Here is a 14,142-nt window from a genome sequence, read left to right on the forward strand (position 1 = left end):
CGGCGTCGTGTCGGGGTGAAAGTCCTTCGACAGACTACCCGGCAACGTTCATGTAAGTCGATCGAAACGACGCGTTATATATAGGCCCCCGCGGATGAGGGCGGCCCCGGCTGCCTCCGCCCGGCGCGATCACCACTAACCTGCGAACATGACTGAGCCCATCGACGGCGGGCCGCGCTGGCTGACCGACGAGCAGCAGCACACCTGGCGCCGCCTGGTCGAGGTGCTCGTCAAGGTGCCGGCCGCGCTGGAGGCCCAGCTGCAACGGGACGCCGGGCTGACCCACATGGGCTACCTGGTCCTGATGACCCTCTCCGAGCGCCCCGACCGCCGCCTGTCCATGAGCAAGCTGGCGAAACTGGCCTGCGCGTCGCTGTCCCGGCTCTCCCACGTGGTGGCTCGCCTGGAGGAGAAGGGCTGGATCCGCCGCGAGCGGGACCCGGACGACGGCCGGGTCCAGATCGCCGTGCTCACCGACGAGGGGTACGACAAGGTCGTGGCGACCGCGCCCGGCCACGCCGAGGCGGTGCACCAGCTGATCTTCGACCGGCTCACCGTGGCGCAGGTGCGGCAGCTCAACCGGGTGACCGAGGCCCTGCTGGAACAGCCCCTGGAGGTCCGGGAGAAGCGTTAGGCCCTGGCGTACGCCGGAGCCGAGCGGTCGGCCAGCAGGTCCAGGCAGAGCGCCGCGGTCCGTTCGTCGGACGACGTGCCGCGACCCTCACCGGTGTCCGGGTCGTACGCCGCGTAGTGCCCGTTCGCGTGGACCAGGCCGGTCACCGCGGTCCGCAGCCGGTCGGCCTCGGCGCGCTGGCCGTGCACGAGCAGTCCCCGGCGCAGCAGCCAGTTCAGGTCGACCCGGATCGGCCCGCGGCCGCCACCGTCGTTCTCCGGCACCGGCAGCCCGGTCCGCGACGGCAGCCCGAACCGCTCCGACGCCATCTCGGCGCGGATCGCCTCGGCGTGCTCGGCCGGCAGGTCCGGGAGCAGCAGCGGCAGCAGTCCCGCTGCCGTGTGCGCCGGGCCGGGCTCGCCGGTGCGCGGGTCACGGGATCGGAACGTGCCGGTCACCGGGTCCCAGAGCCGGCGGACCAGCGCCTCGGCGATCGCCTGCGCCCGATCCCGGTGCCGGTCGGCGTCGGCGGGCCGGCCCAGCGCGCCGGCCATCTGGGCCAGGGCGAGATCGGCGGCGCCGAGGATCGCGTCGAAGCCGGGGTGTGACGTCTCGCCGGTCAGGTACTCCTGCTGAGCCGAGAGCCGGGGGTAGAGCCAGGAGATCTCGGCCTGTGCCTGCCGGACGTGGGCCGCCCCGTGCGCCGCGCAATGCCGGTAGACCTCCCACGCCGCCACCGCGTGCAGGGGCGGGGTCGCTTGGCGGGTGCGGCTCCGGCCGTACCCGGGAAAGGTCGTGCAGGTCTCGGAAGGCAGCTGGCCGGTGGGTCGCTGGGCCTCGAAGAGGCCTCGGAGGCGCTGCCAGGCGCGCGCCGGATCGGTGTAGGCGAAGCCGATCGCGGTGACGGCGATGTCCCAGCTCGCCGGGGCGGAGCGGCCCGCGCGACCGGTGTCGAGGACCCAGGTCGCGGACTTCCAGAGTTCGGCGGAGACGTCTGCGTGCATCGTATTGAGACCCTTCCCTGCCCGAGCCGATGGAAACCTGATGATCGGCGGGGGAGGGGCCGGCTTGAGGAAATCAGTCCGCCGCAACGGCGAGCCAGAGACGACTGCGGCGGCCCGGCAGATAGGGCGAGTCCAGCCGCTTCGCGACCACTCCGGGCAGGCCCTGCGCCCGGGCGGCCTCACGGGCGAACTCGCCACCGCCGGCGAAGAACGGGGGCGTCTGCCAGTGGTCCCCGGCCAGGGCCAGCCCGTCCAGCAGCTCACGGCGCTCCGAGTACCGGACCAGCTCCATCGTGGAGTGCCCCTCCAGCCACAGCAGGTCGTACACCAGGAACTGCACCGGCGTGCGCTCCGCCGCCCGCCGCGCCGCCGCGGAGTCCTTCGGCGCGGTGCGCCGATCCAGGAGCTCGGGCGCGGGCCGGGCGCCGTCGAACGCGACGATCTCACCGTCGAGCACGGCCTCGACCGGGGCGAGCGCCGGGCCGATCGGCCGGATCTCCGGGTACCACGAGGTCACATCGACGCCGTCGGCGTCGGTCAGGCGAGATCTTCCACCGGAGATGTACGCGGTGACCCGCCGCCCGCCCCAGCGCATCTCATAACCCCAGTCGGCGTCGTCGGCCGGGAGTCCCGCCGCCCGGGTCGCCAGCATCGGGGCGACCACCTCGGGCATCGGCTCCCAGCCCGGTTCGGCCGGATCCATCCGGCGCACCATCCAGTCCCTGCCGCCGGTCTGGAAGAACACGTACCGTCCGGTGGTCCGCTCCCCGTGGAAGGTCACGCCGATCTCGTCGTCGCGCCACTTGTCGGTCTCGTAGGTGCCCCGGTCGTGGATCGTCATCCGGCCGCCGCCGTACTCGCCGGCCGGGATCTCGCCGGCGAAGTCGAGGTACTCCAACGGGTGATCCTCGGTGTGCTTGGCGAGATTGTTCCGAGCCTGATCCCGGGGGAGTCCGCGCGGCACGGCGAACGAGACGAGCACGCCGTCGTGTTCCAGCCGGACGTCCCAGTGCAGGCTGCGGGCGTGATGCTGCTGGATGACGAAGCGGTTCGTGGTAACCGTGCTCGTCGTCCTGATGGCCGGTGGGATCGGCTCCGGGGTGCGGCGGGCGTCCCGCTTGCGGCGGTAGTCGTCGAGGCGGTCCGTCATACCCTTATTGTCTGCCCGCGCGCATCGAGAAATACACCGGTGTAACTCGGGTGAGAACTGTCGTACCCCCGTGGTGGGGTGTCGGCATGCAGAACTCCGCGGTGCCGTTCGTCGTCGTCTGGCAGTCCACCCCCGAGGCCGCGCGGCTGCCCGCCGGCAGTGATCCGCGGACCGCGCGCCGGATCCTGCGGATGCGCCGGGCGGTCGCGCTGGCCCGTGCCGACCGGGCTTTCGGTGAGCTGGTCAGCAGCTCCTGACCGAACAAATCGGACTTGATGTCGATCGCGGGTGTTCCCCCGCGGTGATGGCGGGGGGTAGTGTCTTGGCTCCGGCCCGTATCCATCGACAAGAAAGCTCTGGTGCGATGACCTTGCGCATCCTTGTGGTGGGCGCCGGCATCTCCGGCCTGGCTGCGGCGCGAGGGCTGCGCATCGCCGGATTCCGGCCGGACGTGGTGGAGGCGCTGCCCGCCACCGTCGTGCCGGGCGCCGGCATCTACCTTCCGGGCAATGCGTCACGGGCCCTGCGGCTGCTCGGGCTCGACGTCCCGCTGCGACCGCTCGGCGATCTGATCTTCCGGCAGGTCTTCCTGGACGCGCGCGGCCGCGAGCTCTTCGAGATGGACGTCGCGGCTCTGTGGGCGGGCGTCGGCGAGTCACGGGCGCTGTCCCGCGCCGATCTGCAGCAGGTGCTGCTCACCGGGGTCGGCGGAGAGGTGCGCTTCGAGACCGAGGTCACCGGGCTGGAGATCGTCGAGGGCGCGGCGAAAGTGGAGTTCTCCACCGGCGGCGTCGCGGAGTACGACCTGGTCGTCGGCGCGGACGGCCGGCGCTCCACGATCCGCGAGAAAGTGGGTCTCGGTGGTCCCGCCGTGCCGACCGGGCAGATCGTCTACCGCTCGGTGGTGAGCGGCGGGCCGCCGCTCACCGACTGGACGGCGGTGCTCGGGCGCCGGGCCTCCTTCGTCGCGATGCCGATGGGCGGCCGCAGGATCTACTGCTACGCCGACGAGACCGCGCCGGACAGTCCCAACCCGGACGACCCGCGGGCCCGCATGCTCGAGCTCTTCGAGTCGTTCGGCGGTCCGGTGCCGGCCATCCTGGACAAGATCGAGAAAGTGCAGGTCGCGCGGACCGACGAGGTCGTGCTGCCGAGCTGGTCCAAGGGCCCGGTCGTGCTCGCCGGCGACGCGGCGCACGCCACCGCGCCGACCCTGGCCCAGGGCGCGGCGATGTCGTTCGAGGACGGTTACGTGCTGGGCCAGGAGCTCCGGGCCTCGGCCGACGACATCCCGGCGGCCCTGCGGGCGTTCGAGCGGCGGCGCCGGCCGCGCTGCGGCGAGGTGCGCGAGCGGACCCGGGAGCGGGACCGCACCCGCGACGTCCCGCCCACGCTGCGTGACCCGATGCTGCGCCGGCGTGGCCTGCGTCTCTTCACCGACCACTATCGCGAGCTGGTGTCTCCGGTTTAGACCCTCTTACCTGCATGGATCTTGTCCATGTGGGCCGGTTGGGTCCCCCCGCGCCAGCCGAAGGTCATGAGGGGGACTATCCTGCCCACGGGATACGCCCGATCTTCAGGGGTACCCCGAGAGGGACGAACGAGACAACGGAGGCATTTCGTGACGACCGTTGCGCCGTCGCCGATCGCGACCCGGCCATATCCGGTTCGGCGGCAGGTCAAGGGTTCGGCGATCGCTCGGATCCTGCGCACGACGGACGCGAAGCAGATCGGGATCATGTACATGATCACGGCCTTCGTGTTCTTCCTGCTGGGTGGCCTGATGGCCCTCCTGATGCGCGCCGAGCTGGCTCGCCCGGGCATGCAGTTGCTGTCGCCGGAGCAGTTCAACCAGCTGTTCACCATGCACGGCACGATCATGCTGCTGTTCTTCGCGACACCGATCGTGTTCGCGTTCGGCAACTACGTCGTGCCGATCCAGATCGGCGCGCCGGACGTGTCGTTCCCGCGGCTGAACTCCTTCGCCTACTGGCTCTACCTGTTCGGCGGTCTGATCACCATCGGCGGGTTCCTGACGCCCGGTGGCGCCGCCGACTTCGGCTGGTTCGCGTACACGCCGCTCAGCGACGCGCTGCACTCGCCGGGTGTCGGCGGCAACATGTGGGTCGTCGGCCTGGCGATCTCCGGTCTGGGCACGATCCTCGGCTCGGTCAACCTGATCACCACGATCCTGACCCTGCGGGCCCCGGGCATGACCATGTTCCGGATGCCGATCATGACCTGGAACATGCTGGTCACCGCGCTGCTCGCGGTCATGGTCTTCCCGTTCCTGGCGGCCGCGCTCTTCGCGCTCGCCGCGGACCGCGTCCTCGGTGCGCACGTCTTCGACGTGGAGACCGGCGGGCCGATGCTCTGGCAGCACCTCTTCTGGTTCTTCGGCCACCCCGAGGTGTACATCATCGCGCTGCCGTTCTTCGGCATCATCACCGAGGTCATCCCGGTCTTCAGCCGTAAGCCGGTCTTCGGCTACAAGGGTCTGGTCGCCGCGACCCTGCTGATCGGCGCGCTGTCGATGTCGGTGTGGGCGCACCACATGTTCGTCACCGGCCAGGTGCTGCTGCCGTTCTTCAGCTTCCTGAGCTTCCTGATCGCGGTGCCCACCGGCATGAAGTTCTTCGTCTGGATCGGCACCATGTGGCGCGGCCAGATCAGCTTCGAGTCGCCGATGCTCTTCGCGGTCGGCTTCATGGTGACGTTCCTCTTCGGTGGTCTCTCCGGCGTGCTGCTCGCCGCGCCGCCGATCGACTTCCACGTCTCCGACTCGTACTTCGTGATCGCGCACTTCCACTACGTGCTCTTCGGCACGATCGTGTTCGCGGTCTTCTCCGGCATCTACTTCTGGTTCCCGAAGATGTTCGGCCGGATGCTCGACGAGCGGCTCGCCAAGATTCACTTCTGGCTGACCTTCATCGGCTTCCACGCCACGTTCCTGGTGCAGCACTGGCTGGGCACGAAGGGCATGCCCCGGCGGTACGCGGACTACCTGCCGAGCGACGGGTTCACCTTCCTGAACACGTTCTCGACGATCGGTTCGTTCGTCCTCGGCCTGTCGACCCTGCCGTTCATCTACAACGTGTGGAAGTCCTACAAGGTCGGCAAGGTCACCACGGCGAACGACCCGTGGGGTCACGGCAACTCGCTCGAGTGGGCCACCACCACCCCGCCGCCGCTGCGCAACTTCGACCGGATGCCGCGGATCCGCTCCGAGCGTCCCGCGTTCGACGAGAAGTTCCCGGAGCTGGCCGCCGGTCACTCGCTCGCCGGCCCGCCCGAGGGTGGCGCCCGGCCGCTGACCGCCGAGTCCGACGGCGGCGCGACCTACCAGGAAGACAAGAGCTAGTTCTCCACCGCGCACGTTGCGGGCCGGCCCTTCGGGGCCGGCCCGTTCGCGTTTCCGCCGTGTTACGTGAGACTCGTCAAACCCGGTGGTTTCTTGTCGTACCCCTGGGGGAGGATCGGCGGCGGAGGTCAGGATCGTCATGTTGCTCACGCCTTACCGGGAAACGCTCGCCCTGCCGAAGATCCCGTCGTTGCTCGTGGTCGCCACCCTCGCCCGCATCCCGATCGCGGCCGCGGCAGTGGTGCTCACGCTGCACGTCGTGACGGACCTCGGCCGGGGTTACGGTGCGGCCGGTCTGGTCGGCGCGGCCGCCACGATCGGCGGCTCGGTCGGGGCGCCGGTCATGGGCCGTCTCATCGACAGGCGTGGGCTGCGGCCGGTGCTCGTGCTCACCACCGTGGCCGAGGTGATCTATTGGCTGGTGGCGCAGTCATTGCCCTACTGGGCTCTGCTCCCGGTCGCCGTGCTCGGCGGGTTCCTGGCCCTCCCGGCGTTCTCGGTCGCCCGGCAGTCGATCGCCGCCCTGACCCCCGAGTCGCACCGGCTGCCCGCCTTCGCCCTCGACTCGATCACCACCGAGATGTCGTTCATGGCCGGGCCCGCGCTCGGCGTGCTGATCGCCACCAGCGCCGGCCCGCGGGTCGCCATGCTCGCCCTGGCCGGCGGCATCTTCCTGTCCGGCCTCGGGCTCTGGCTGCTCAACCCGCCCACCCGGGCCGCGCACGAGAAACCCGTCTCGAGCGGCGAGCGGGTGCCGCGGCGCAGCTGGCTGAGCGCGCGGTTCGTCGCCATCCTGGCCGTCACGATGGCCGCCACCCTGGTGCTCTCCGGCACCGACGTGGCGGTGGTCGCGGTGCTCCGCGAGTCCGGCGAGGTGCACTGGACGGGGGCGGTGCTCTCGCTGTGGGCGTTCTTCTCCCTGCTGGGCGGTTTCGCGTACGGGACGATCCGTCGCGGCCTGCCCGCCCTCGCCCTGTTCACCCCGATGGCGCTGCTCACCATCCCGGTCGGCCTCGGCGGCGACCACTGGTGGCTGCTCGCCGTCCTGCTCATCCCGGCCGGCGCCCTCTGCGCCCCGACGATCACCGCCAGCTCCGACGCGATCAGCCGCATGATCCCGGCCGCGGCCCGCGGCGAGGCGATGGGCCTGCACAACTCGGCCCTCACCGTCGGCGTCGCCCTGGGCGGCCCGCTGGCCGGCCTGGCGATCGACACGAAGGGCGCTGCGTGGGGTTTCGTGGCGGTGGGCGCGGTCGGCGTTCTGGTGGCGCTGCTGGTCCTACCCGCCGAACTCCGCCGCCGCCGCTCACTGGCACAGCCGCCGGCCGCCGACGTGCCGTTGCCCGCCGGGGCGCCGTTGCCTGCCGACGTGCCGTTGCCCGCCGGGGCGCCGTTGCCCGCCGGGGCGCCGTTGCCCGCCGCCGTGCCGTTGCCGGCCGGGGCGCCGCTGGCGGCCGAGGGGCCCCACGCCGCCGAGGGGAAGTCTGCTCATGCAGGCGAACCCAGCCGACCCTGAGGCCGGCAACTCCGCGCTCACGCCTTCCCGCGCCGGGTCGCGCCCCCGCGCGGCGGGGTCAGTGGCGGGGGCGGGGCTGGATCGGGGTGTGGGGATCGGGGGCGGTTGCCCACGTCAGGAGTGAGGGCCAGGGGCCGTAACCTGACTCGTGGTTCAGGTGTTCGGCTCCGGGGATGACGTCGGTGGGGACGGCGAGCGGATCGCCGTACACCGTGGTGATGTCTTCGGGGAAGTAGGGGTCGTTGTCGGTGCCTACCAGGCGGGTGTAGGCGGACGCCGCGCTCAGCTGGGCGGGCGTCACCGGTGAGGGAGCGAACCCGGCGATCTCCGGGTGGCTTCGGGTGACTGACGGGGACGGCGGGGCGACCAGCACGACCCGATCCACCCGCAGCGGGACCTCGCCCCGGGCCGCCGCGTTCAGCCAGAGCAGGCAGCCGAGGCTGTGGCAGAGCACTGTGCGTGTCGTGCCGGGCATCGCGGCGACGCGGGTACGCAGTTCGGCCAGCCACTCGTCGAGCACCGGGAAGTCCGGGTTCGGCAGCTGAGGGTAATCGACCGAGTGACCCTGCGCGGTGAGCTCACCGGCCAGCCAGTGCTGCCAGTGCGTGGGTGGGCGGCGGTTCTGCCAGCCGTGCAGCAGGAGGAAACTCTGACCGGTCATGACAGCCCGCCGTCGATCGAGATGCCGTCCGGTTCGTGCCCCAGGTCGAGGGAGACCGCCGGGGACGTGTGATCGTCCGGGAGGACGTCGGTCCGCGCGGTCCTGGCGCCGAGGTGGTCGGAGGAGAATTCCAGGAACATGACGTGCAGGCCGACCCGGCCGTGCGCGGGGTGGTCGAAGGACCGTGGCACGGTGCCGACGATCCGGAAGCCGATCCGGCGGTACAGGTCGACGGCCGCGGTGTTGGTCTCCACCACGGCGTTGAACTGCATGCTCGCGTACCCGGATCGGCGTGCCCAGTCCACGGCGTGCCGGGAGAGCGCGGTGCCGACACCCTTGCCGCGTGCCTCGGACGCGACCATGAAGCTCGCGGTGGAGACGTGGCTGCCCGGCCCGGGGCGGTTCGTGCCCATCTTGGCGGTGCCGAGAATCCGGCCTTCCGGGGACGCCGCCACCACGGTCCGGCCGGGCGCCTGCTCGATCCACATGCCGCGGGCCGTCGCCTCGTCCATGCCGGGGTCGTACGGGAAAGTCTCCCGCCCCCGGATCACCTCGCTGATGATCGCCCAGACCTCGGGCCAGTCGGCGTCGGTGATCGGGCGGATGTCAGGCGTCGACAACTGGTGTGCCGGTCGTCGCGATCGAGGCGGCGCGCAGCTGTTCGAGGGCCGCGTCGGTGGTCGCCCGGGCCACCCCGGCGGTCAGCTCGAGCACCACGGTGGTGGTGAAACCGGCGGCTGCCGCGTCGAGTGCTGTCGCCCGTACGCAATGGTCTGTCGCGATGCCCACGACCTCGACGTCGGTGACTCCCTTGCCCCGCAGCCAGCTTGCGAGGGTTTCACCGGTCTCGGTCTGACCCTCGAAGCCGGAGTAGGCCGCCTGGTACTCGCCCTTGCGGAAGACCGCCTCGATCCGGTCGGTGGCGAGCTCCGGGTGGAACTCGGAGCCGCCGGAGCCGGCGACGCAGTGCACCGGCCACGAGTCGACGAAGTCGGGTGTCTCACTGAAGTGCGAGCCCGGGTCGATGTGCCAGTCCTTGGTGGCGACCACGTGATCCCAGCGGTCCCCGGCCTTCTCCAGGACCAGCGAGATGCCCTTGGCGACCGCGGCGCCGCCGGACACGGCGAGCGAACCGCCCTCGCAGAAGTCGTTCTGCACGTCAACGATGATCAGCGCGCGAGACATGGTGAACCCCTATGCGGTGGGAACGATGACGACGGGGATGGCGGGATCGCCGGCCGAGAGCTTGAGGCCCTCCCACGGGATGGAGATCAGGCACTGCCGCAGGTGCTCGCGGGACTCGGTCAGCGTGGGCAGCGCCTGCACCTCGCCGGACGCGATGAGGGTGTGCTGCAGCAGCCGGTCCCCGGCCTGGTGGTCGGGCAGGCCCTTGGAGTAGATGATCTCCTCGATGGCGGTGCCGGTCGGCTTGTGGCGGCGGACCGCGGTCTTGCGGCCGCCGACCGTCGCCTTGTTCTCCGAGCGTTTCACCACCGGGCGGCCCTCGACCTCGACCAGCTTGTAGACCAGGCCGGCGGTGGGCGCTCCGGAGCCGGTGACGACCGCGGTGCCGGCGCCGTACATGTCGACCGGCTCGGCGGCGAGGGTGGCGATCGAGTACTCGTCCATGTCGCCGGAGACAATGATCTTGGTTTCGGTGGCGCCCAGCGAGTCGAGCAGCTCACGGGAGTGCTGGGCCAGCACGGAGAGGTCACCGGAGTCGATCCGCACGGCCCGCAGGTCGGGGCCGGCGACCGCGATTGCGTTGCGGATGCCCTGGCTGATGTCGTACGTGTCGACGAGCAGCGTGGTGTTCTTGCCGAGCGCCGCCACCTGGGACCCGAAGGCGGTCGGCTCGTCGTCGTGCAGCAGCGTGAACGCGTGCGCGGAGGTGCCGGTGGTCGGGATGCCGTAGCAGCGGCCGGCCGCCAGGTTCGACGTCGAGGCGAACCCCGCCAGGTACGCCGCCCGGGCCGCCGCGACCGCAGCGTGCTCGTGGGTCCGGCGCGAGCCCATCTCGATGATCGGCCGGCCGCGCGCGGCGGTGACCATGCGGGCCGCGGCCGCCGCGATCGCGCTGTCGTGGTTGAGCACCGACAGGATCAGCGTCTCCAGCACCACGCACTCGGCGAACGTGCCGGAAACGGTCAGGATCGGTGATCCGGGGAAGAAGAGCTCGCCCTCCGCGTACCCCTCCACGTCGCCGGTGAAGCGGTAGTTCGCCAGCCAGGTCGCGGTCGTCTCGTCGACCACGCCGGAGGAGCGCAGATGATCCACATCGGCGGGGTCGAACCGGAAATCCTTGATCAGCTGGATCAGGCGGCCGGTGCCGGCCACCACTCCGTACCTCCGGCCGGTGGGCAGGCGGCGTGCGAAGACCTCGAAGACGCACCTCCGCGAGGCGGTGCCGTCCTTGAGCGCGGCGCTGATCATGGTCAGCTCGTAGTGATCCGTCATCAAGGCGGGGGTGCTGGTCTCCACGGCCCTACCCTATTGCGCCGGACGCGGATCTGCGGCGCGCGGGCACCGAACGGGTGTTGACCTGCGGTTCGGTGCTCCGGTTCACCGATCCGCCGAATCCGGTGGCAACATGGGGGCATGGCGTTACCACAGGTTGCTCCCGTCGAGACGCCGGAGATCGAGGAAGAACCGGCTGCTGACCGGCCTTGGGTGACGATCGTCTGGGACGATCCGGTCAACCTGATGTCGTACGTGACCTGGGTCTTTCAGAAGCTCTTCGGCTACAGCAAGGAGAAAGCGGAGCAGCTGATGATGGATGTGCACACGAAGGGGAAAGCGGTGGTCTCCACCGGCGCCCGGGAGCGCATGGAAATGGACGCCAACCAACTGCACGGATACGGTCTCTGGGCCACGGTCGACCGGGCCTGAGGTCCGACAAGCGGGTGGGGAAGAGCATGTTCCGACGCATCGGCGGCCAGTGTGTGGCCACCTTCGAGCACGACGAGGTTCGTGTGCTGAGGAAAGTGGCTGCCGAGGTGGTGGGCCTGCTGACCGACGGCATGGACCATACGGACCCGGTGGTGTCCCGCCTCTTCCCGGACATCTATCCGGACCGGCCGGACGACTCGAGTGAGTTCCGGCTCTACACCGAGAGCGACCTCAAAACCAGCAAGATCGACCAGGCGGGCGCGATTCTCGCGGCCCTGCCGGACGAGGGCGAGGGAGAGGTACGGCTGGACGGTGAAGCCGCCGAGGCCTGGCTCCGTGCGATAAACGACGCGCGGCTCGCGATGGGCACCCGGCTCGAGATCCGGGCCGACACCGACCTCGCCGAAGAGTTGGACGAAGCGGTCCTGGAGGACCCCGGATCCAGCCGGGTCTTTCAGCTCTCCGTCTATGCGTATCTGGGCTATCTCCAGGAGTCCCTGCTCAATGTCTTGCCGGAGATGAAGTAACGCCAGGTGTGGGCACCGCCACCCCCGGTGGCGCGAAATACTTCGGTAATGTGAACGCCGTGCTGACCATCGACAAGGCGATCATCGACGCGATCGTCGCCCACGCCCGCCGGGATCACCCGGACGAGGCCTGCGGCGTCGTCGCCGGGCCGATCGGCAGTGACGTCCCCAGCCGGCACATCGCGATGGACAACGCGGCCCGCTCGATGACGTTCTACGAGTTCGACTCGATGGAGCAGTTGCGGGTCTGGCGCGAGATGGACGACAACGACGAGGAGCCGGTGGTCATCTACCACTCGCACACCGCGACCGAGGCGTTCCCGTCCCGCACCGACATCTCGTTCGCCGGCGAGCCGAACGCGCACTATCTCCTCGTCTCGACACGTGAGCCGGATGTGGAGGAGATCCGCTCGTTCCGTATCGTGGACGGTGTGGTGACCGAAGAAGAGGTCAACATCGTGGATGCGACGGTGGACGCGTGAAGGTGAGTGCCGTGCAGTCGTACATGTTCGGGCAGAGCCCGGTGTCGGTGGTCTACGAGTGTCGCTGAGCGACCGTCCCGACCCGCTTTGCCCTTCTTCGTGAACGACTCTCTCTAGGAGCATTGACAGTCATGGCTATCGAAGTTCGCGTTCCCACCATCCTGCGCAACTACACCGGCGGTTCCAAGATCGTCGAGGGTGCGGGTGACACGCTCTCCGGCCTGATCGACGACCTGGACGCGAAGCACAACGGCCTCAAGGGCCGGCTCATCACGCCCGAGGGCGGCCTGCACCGCTTCGTCAACATCTACGTGAACGACGAGGACGTCCGGTTCCTCGGCGCGCTCGACGCGAAGGTGAAGGACGGCGACTCGATCACCATCCTGCCGGCCGTCGCCGGTGGCGCCCTGGGCTTCGCGGCCGCGGCCGCGCTCTTCGGCTCCCTCTGACCCTTCCACCGCCCCTAAAACGGACTAAAGGCGGATATGATGGCTCGCTACGAGAGCCTGCTGGACGCGTGCGGGGGCACGCCGCTCGTCGGCCTGCCCCGCCTCTCCCCGGCGGTGCCCGAAGGGGCGCCGCCGGTGCGTCTGTGGGCCAAGCTGGAGGACCGGAACCCGACCGGCAGCATCAAGGACCGCGCCGCGCTGTTCATGGTGCGCGAGGCCGAGGAGACCGGGCATCTGCGTCCCGGTGACACCATCCTCGAGCCGACCAGCGGAAACACCGGTATCGCGCTCGCCATGGTGGCGAAACTGCGGGGGTACCGGCTGGTCTGCGTGATGCCGGAGAACGTCTCGGCCGAGCGGATCCAACTGCTCCGGATGTACGGCGCTGAAATCATCTTCTCGCCGGCCGCCGGTGGGTCGAACCAGGCGGTGGCGACCGCGAAGCAGATCGCCGCCGAGCACCCCGACTGGAAGATGCTCTACCAGTACGGGAACCCGGCGAACGCCCGCGCGCACTACGAGACCACCGGTCCCGAGCTGCTGCACGACCTGCCGACGATCACGCATTTCGTGGCCGGTCTGGGCACCACCGGCACCCTGATGGGCACCGGCCGCTTCCTGCGGGAGAAGGTCGAGGGCATCCAGATCGTCGCGGCCGAGCCACGGTACGGCGAACTCGTCTACGGCCTGCGCAACATCGACGAGGGTTACGTTCCCGAGTTGTACGACGCCTCGGTGCTGGACCGGCGATTCTCGGTCGGCACCCGGGACGCGGTGTTGCGTACCCGTCAATTGGTCGAGGTCGAAGGCATCTTCGCGGGCTTCTCCAGTGGCGCGATCCTGCATGCGGCGCTCGCCGTGGCGCACGAGGCGGTCCGCGAGGGTCGCCGGGCCGACGTGGCGTTCGTGATCGCCGACGGCGGCTGGAAGTACCTGTCGACGGGCGCGTACGGCGGCACGCTGAACGACGCCGAAGAGGCCCTCGAAGGGCAGCTCTGGGCTTAGGCCGGAGCCCTCTTGTGAAACAGACCTAGTAGGAGAGGGCCACCGCCACCGCGGCGGCCATCGGCGGCGCGGCCGCGATCAGCAGCCACCACGGCAGGTTCCGCTCGTGGATGGCGAGGAACGCGGCCGCCGTCAGCAGGACACTGAGCAGCGTCAGCACTCCCAGCGCCGGCAGATACCAGCCGGGCGCGCCGCCGAAGACCGCCACCACCGCGTAGAGGCCGACGCCGACGCCGGTGAGCCCGAGGGCGGTGCCGTAGAGCGCCATCGCCAGCATCCGGGCCGCGCCGGGCGGCGGATCCTCCGGCGCCGGGAAGCGGAAGACCCCCGGATCCTCGGTTTCCGCGGTGTATGGGACCGGCGCGGCGGGGGTGGTGCGAGCCTGTTCGACCGCGGTCACGGGGCCTCCATCAGATGACCTTCGACGTACTACCCTGAGCAACGCCGACGGGTCACTGGACGTAACGAGAGAATTCGTGATGACC

At 70.1% G+C, this 14,142-nt stretch carries 15 protein-coding genes and 2 pseudogenes; 10 read left to right on the top strand and 7 right to left on the bottom strand.

Features of this window, described 5'->3' with window-relative positions:
- Positions 1-148 precede the first annotated feature (148 nt).
- Positions 149-634: a MarR family winged helix-turn-helix transcriptional regulator gene (locus tag AMIS_RS04660; RefSeq protein ID WP_014441045.1), complete on the top strand. Its 486-nt coding sequence runs from the start codon at positions 149-151 to the stop codon at positions 632-634.
- Here the strand turns inward: AMIS_RS04660 and AMIS_RS04665 are convergent.
- Both AMIS_RS04665 and AMIS_RS04670 read right to left on the bottom strand, forming a co-directional pair.
- The gene (locus AMIS_RS04665; RefSeq protein ID WP_014441046.1) at positions 631-1,617 is read right to left on the bottom strand and encodes an MGH1-like glycoside hydrolase domain-containing protein; all 987 of its coding nucleotides are present in this window, start codon (positions 1,615-1,617) and stop codon (positions 631-633) included. The genes AMIS_RS04660 and AMIS_RS04665 overlap by 4 nt on opposite strands.
- A gap of 73 nt (positions 1,618-1,690) precedes the next feature.
- Complete coding sequence (locus AMIS_RS04670; protein ID WP_014441047.1) at positions 1,691-2,767, bottom strand: DNA polymerase ligase N-terminal domain-containing protein; 1,077 nt, start codon at positions 2,765-2,767, stop codon at positions 1,691-1,693.
- 86 nt (positions 2,768-2,853) lie between these two features.
- Here AMIS_RS04670 and AMIS_RS42265 point away from each other — a divergent pair, with 86 nt between their 5' ends.
- The 4 genes from AMIS_RS42265 to AMIS_RS04685 all read left to right on the top strand — a co-directional run bounded on the left by AMIS_RS42265 (position 2,854) and on the right by AMIS_RS04685 (position 7,644).
- The gene (locus tag AMIS_RS42265; protein ID WP_014441048.1) at positions 2,854-3,024 is read left to right on the top strand and encodes a hypothetical protein; all 171 of its coding nucleotides are present in this window, start codon (positions 2,854-2,856) and stop codon (positions 3,022-3,024) included.
- A 107-nt stretch (positions 3,025-3,131) separates the two neighbouring features.
- Entirely contained in the window at positions 3,132-4,238 is a 1,107-nt protein-coding gene (locus AMIS_RS04675; protein WP_014441049.1) for an FAD-dependent monooxygenase, read from the top strand.
- Positions 4,239-4,388: 150 nt separating this feature from the next.
- Positions 4,389-6,128: an aa3-type cytochrome oxidase subunit I gene (ctaD, locus tag AMIS_RS04680; RefSeq protein WP_014441050.1), complete on the top strand. Its 1,740-nt coding sequence runs from the start codon at positions 4,389-4,391 to the stop codon at positions 6,126-6,128.
- A gap of 139 nt (positions 6,129-6,267) precedes the next feature.
- A complete protein-coding gene (locus tag AMIS_RS04685; protein WP_014441051.1) occupies positions 6,268-7,644 on the top strand; it encodes an MFS transporter in 1,377 nt (458 codons plus the stop codon).
- Between the two features lie 58 nt (positions 7,645-7,702).
- On the opposite strand, the gene AMIS_RS04690 is transcribed toward AMIS_RS04685, so the two are convergent.
- From AMIS_RS04690 to AMIS_RS04705, 4 genes and pseudogenes are all read right to left on the bottom strand, one after another.
- The gene (locus tag AMIS_RS04690) at positions 7,703-8,305 is read right to left on the bottom strand and encodes an RBBP9/YdeN family alpha/beta hydrolase (protein WP_014441052.1); all 603 of its coding nucleotides are present in this window, start codon (positions 8,303-8,305) and stop codon (positions 7,703-7,705) included.
- Positions 8,306-8,433: 128 nt separating this feature from the next.
- Positions 8,434-8,910: pseudogene (locus AMIS_RS04695) on the bottom strand (N-acetyltransferase family protein); the annotation flags it as partial.
- A gap of 1 nt (position 8,911) precedes the next feature.
- On the bottom strand, positions 8,912-9,490 hold the full coding sequence (locus AMIS_RS04700; RefSeq protein WP_014441054.1) for an isochorismatase family protein: 579 nt from the start codon (positions 9,488-9,490) through the stop codon (positions 8,912-8,914).
- A gap of 9 nt (positions 9,491-9,499) precedes the next feature.
- On the bottom strand, positions 9,500-10,786 hold the full coding sequence (locus AMIS_RS04705; protein ID WP_014441055.1) for a nicotinate phosphoribosyltransferase: 1,287 nt from the start codon (positions 10,784-10,786) through the stop codon (positions 9,500-9,502).
- A gap of 117 nt (positions 10,787-10,903) precedes the next feature.
- Between AMIS_RS04705 and clpS the strand changes: the two genes are divergently transcribed.
- From clpS to AMIS_RS04730, 5 genes and pseudogenes are all read left to right on the top strand, one after another.
- A complete protein-coding gene (clpS, locus tag AMIS_RS04710; protein WP_014441056.1) occupies positions 10,904-11,194 on the top strand; it encodes an ATP-dependent Clp protease adapter ClpS in 291 nt (96 codons plus the stop codon).
- Between the two features lie 26 nt (positions 11,195-11,220).
- Entirely contained in the window at positions 11,221-11,721 is a 501-nt protein-coding gene (locus tag AMIS_RS04715) for a DUF2017 domain-containing protein (RefSeq protein WP_014441057.1), read from the top strand.
- 59 nt (positions 11,722-11,780) lie between these two features.
- Positions 11,781-12,271 (top strand): annotated as a pseudogene (locus tag AMIS_RS04720) (Mov34/MPN/PAD-1 family protein).
- 63 nt (positions 12,272-12,334) lie between these two features.
- Complete coding sequence (locus AMIS_RS04725) at positions 12,335-12,652, top strand: MoaD family protein (protein ID WP_014441059.1); 318 nt, start codon at positions 12,335-12,337, stop codon at positions 12,650-12,652.
- A gap of 39 nt (positions 12,653-12,691) precedes the next feature.
- On the top strand, positions 12,692-13,657 hold the full coding sequence (locus AMIS_RS04730) for a PLP-dependent cysteine synthase family protein (RefSeq protein ID WP_041830511.1): 966 nt from the start codon (positions 12,692-12,694) through the stop codon (positions 13,655-13,657).
- A gap of 25 nt (positions 13,658-13,682) precedes the next feature.
- Here AMIS_RS04730 and AMIS_RS04735 read toward each other — a convergent pair whose 3' ends face one another.
- Positions 13,683-14,057: a hypothetical protein gene (locus AMIS_RS04735; protein WP_014441061.1), complete on the bottom strand. Its 375-nt coding sequence runs from the start codon at positions 14,055-14,057 to the stop codon at positions 13,683-13,685.
- Positions 14,058-14,142: the final 85 nt, after the last annotated feature.

Origin of the sequence: Actinoplanes missouriensis 431, from assembly GCF_000284295.1 — a bacterium.
Taxonomy (GTDB): Bacteria; Actinomycetota; Actinomycetes; order Mycobacteriales; family Micromonosporaceae; genus Actinoplanes; species Actinoplanes missouriensis.

Excerpts from the sequence above, each read along its gene's own strand:
- AMIS_RS04660 (WP_014441045.1), top strand. The coding sequence starts at position 149 with ATGACTGAGCCCATCGACGGCGGGCCGCGCTGGCTGACCGACGAGCAG.
- AMIS_RS04665 (WP_014441046.1), bottom strand. The coding sequence starts at position 1,617 with ATGCACGCAGACGTCTCCGCCGAACTCTGGAAGTCCGCGACCTGGGTC.
- AMIS_RS04670 (WP_014441047.1), bottom strand. The coding sequence starts at position 2,767 with ATGACGGACCGCCTCGACGACTACCGCCGCAAGCGGGACGCCCGCCGC.
- AMIS_RS42265 (WP_014441048.1), top strand. The coding sequence starts at position 2,854 with ATGCAGAACTCCGCGGTGCCGTTCGTCGTCGTCTGGCAGTCCACCCCC.
- AMIS_RS04675 (WP_014441049.1), top strand. The coding sequence starts at position 3,132 with ATGACCTTGCGCATCCTTGTGGTGGGCGCCGGCATCTCCGGCCTGGCT.
- AMIS_RS04685 (WP_014441051.1), top strand. The coding sequence starts at position 6,268 with ATGTTGCTCACGCCTTACCGGGAAACGCTCGCCCTGCCGAAGATCCCG.
- AMIS_RS04690 (WP_014441052.1), bottom strand. The coding sequence starts at position 8,305 with ATGACCGGTCAGAGTTTCCTCCTGCTGCACGGCTGGCAGAACCGCCGC.
- AMIS_RS04700 (WP_014441054.1), bottom strand. The coding sequence starts at position 9,490 with ATGTCTCGCGCGCTGATCATCGTTGACGTGCAGAACGACTTCTGCGAG.
- clpS (WP_014441056.1), top strand. The coding sequence starts at position 10,904 with ATGGCGTTACCACAGGTTGCTCCCGTCGAGACGCCGGAGATCGAGGAA.
- AMIS_RS04715 (WP_014441057.1), top strand. The coding sequence starts at position 11,221 with ATGTTCCGACGCATCGGCGGCCAGTGTGTGGCCACCTTCGAGCACGAC.
- AMIS_RS04725 (WP_014441059.1), top strand. The coding sequence starts at position 12,335 with ATGGCTATCGAAGTTCGCGTTCCCACCATCCTGCGCAACTACACCGGC.
- AMIS_RS04730 (WP_041830511.1), top strand. The coding sequence starts at position 12,692 with ATGGCTCGCTACGAGAGCCTGCTGGACGCGTGCGGGGGCACGCCGCTC.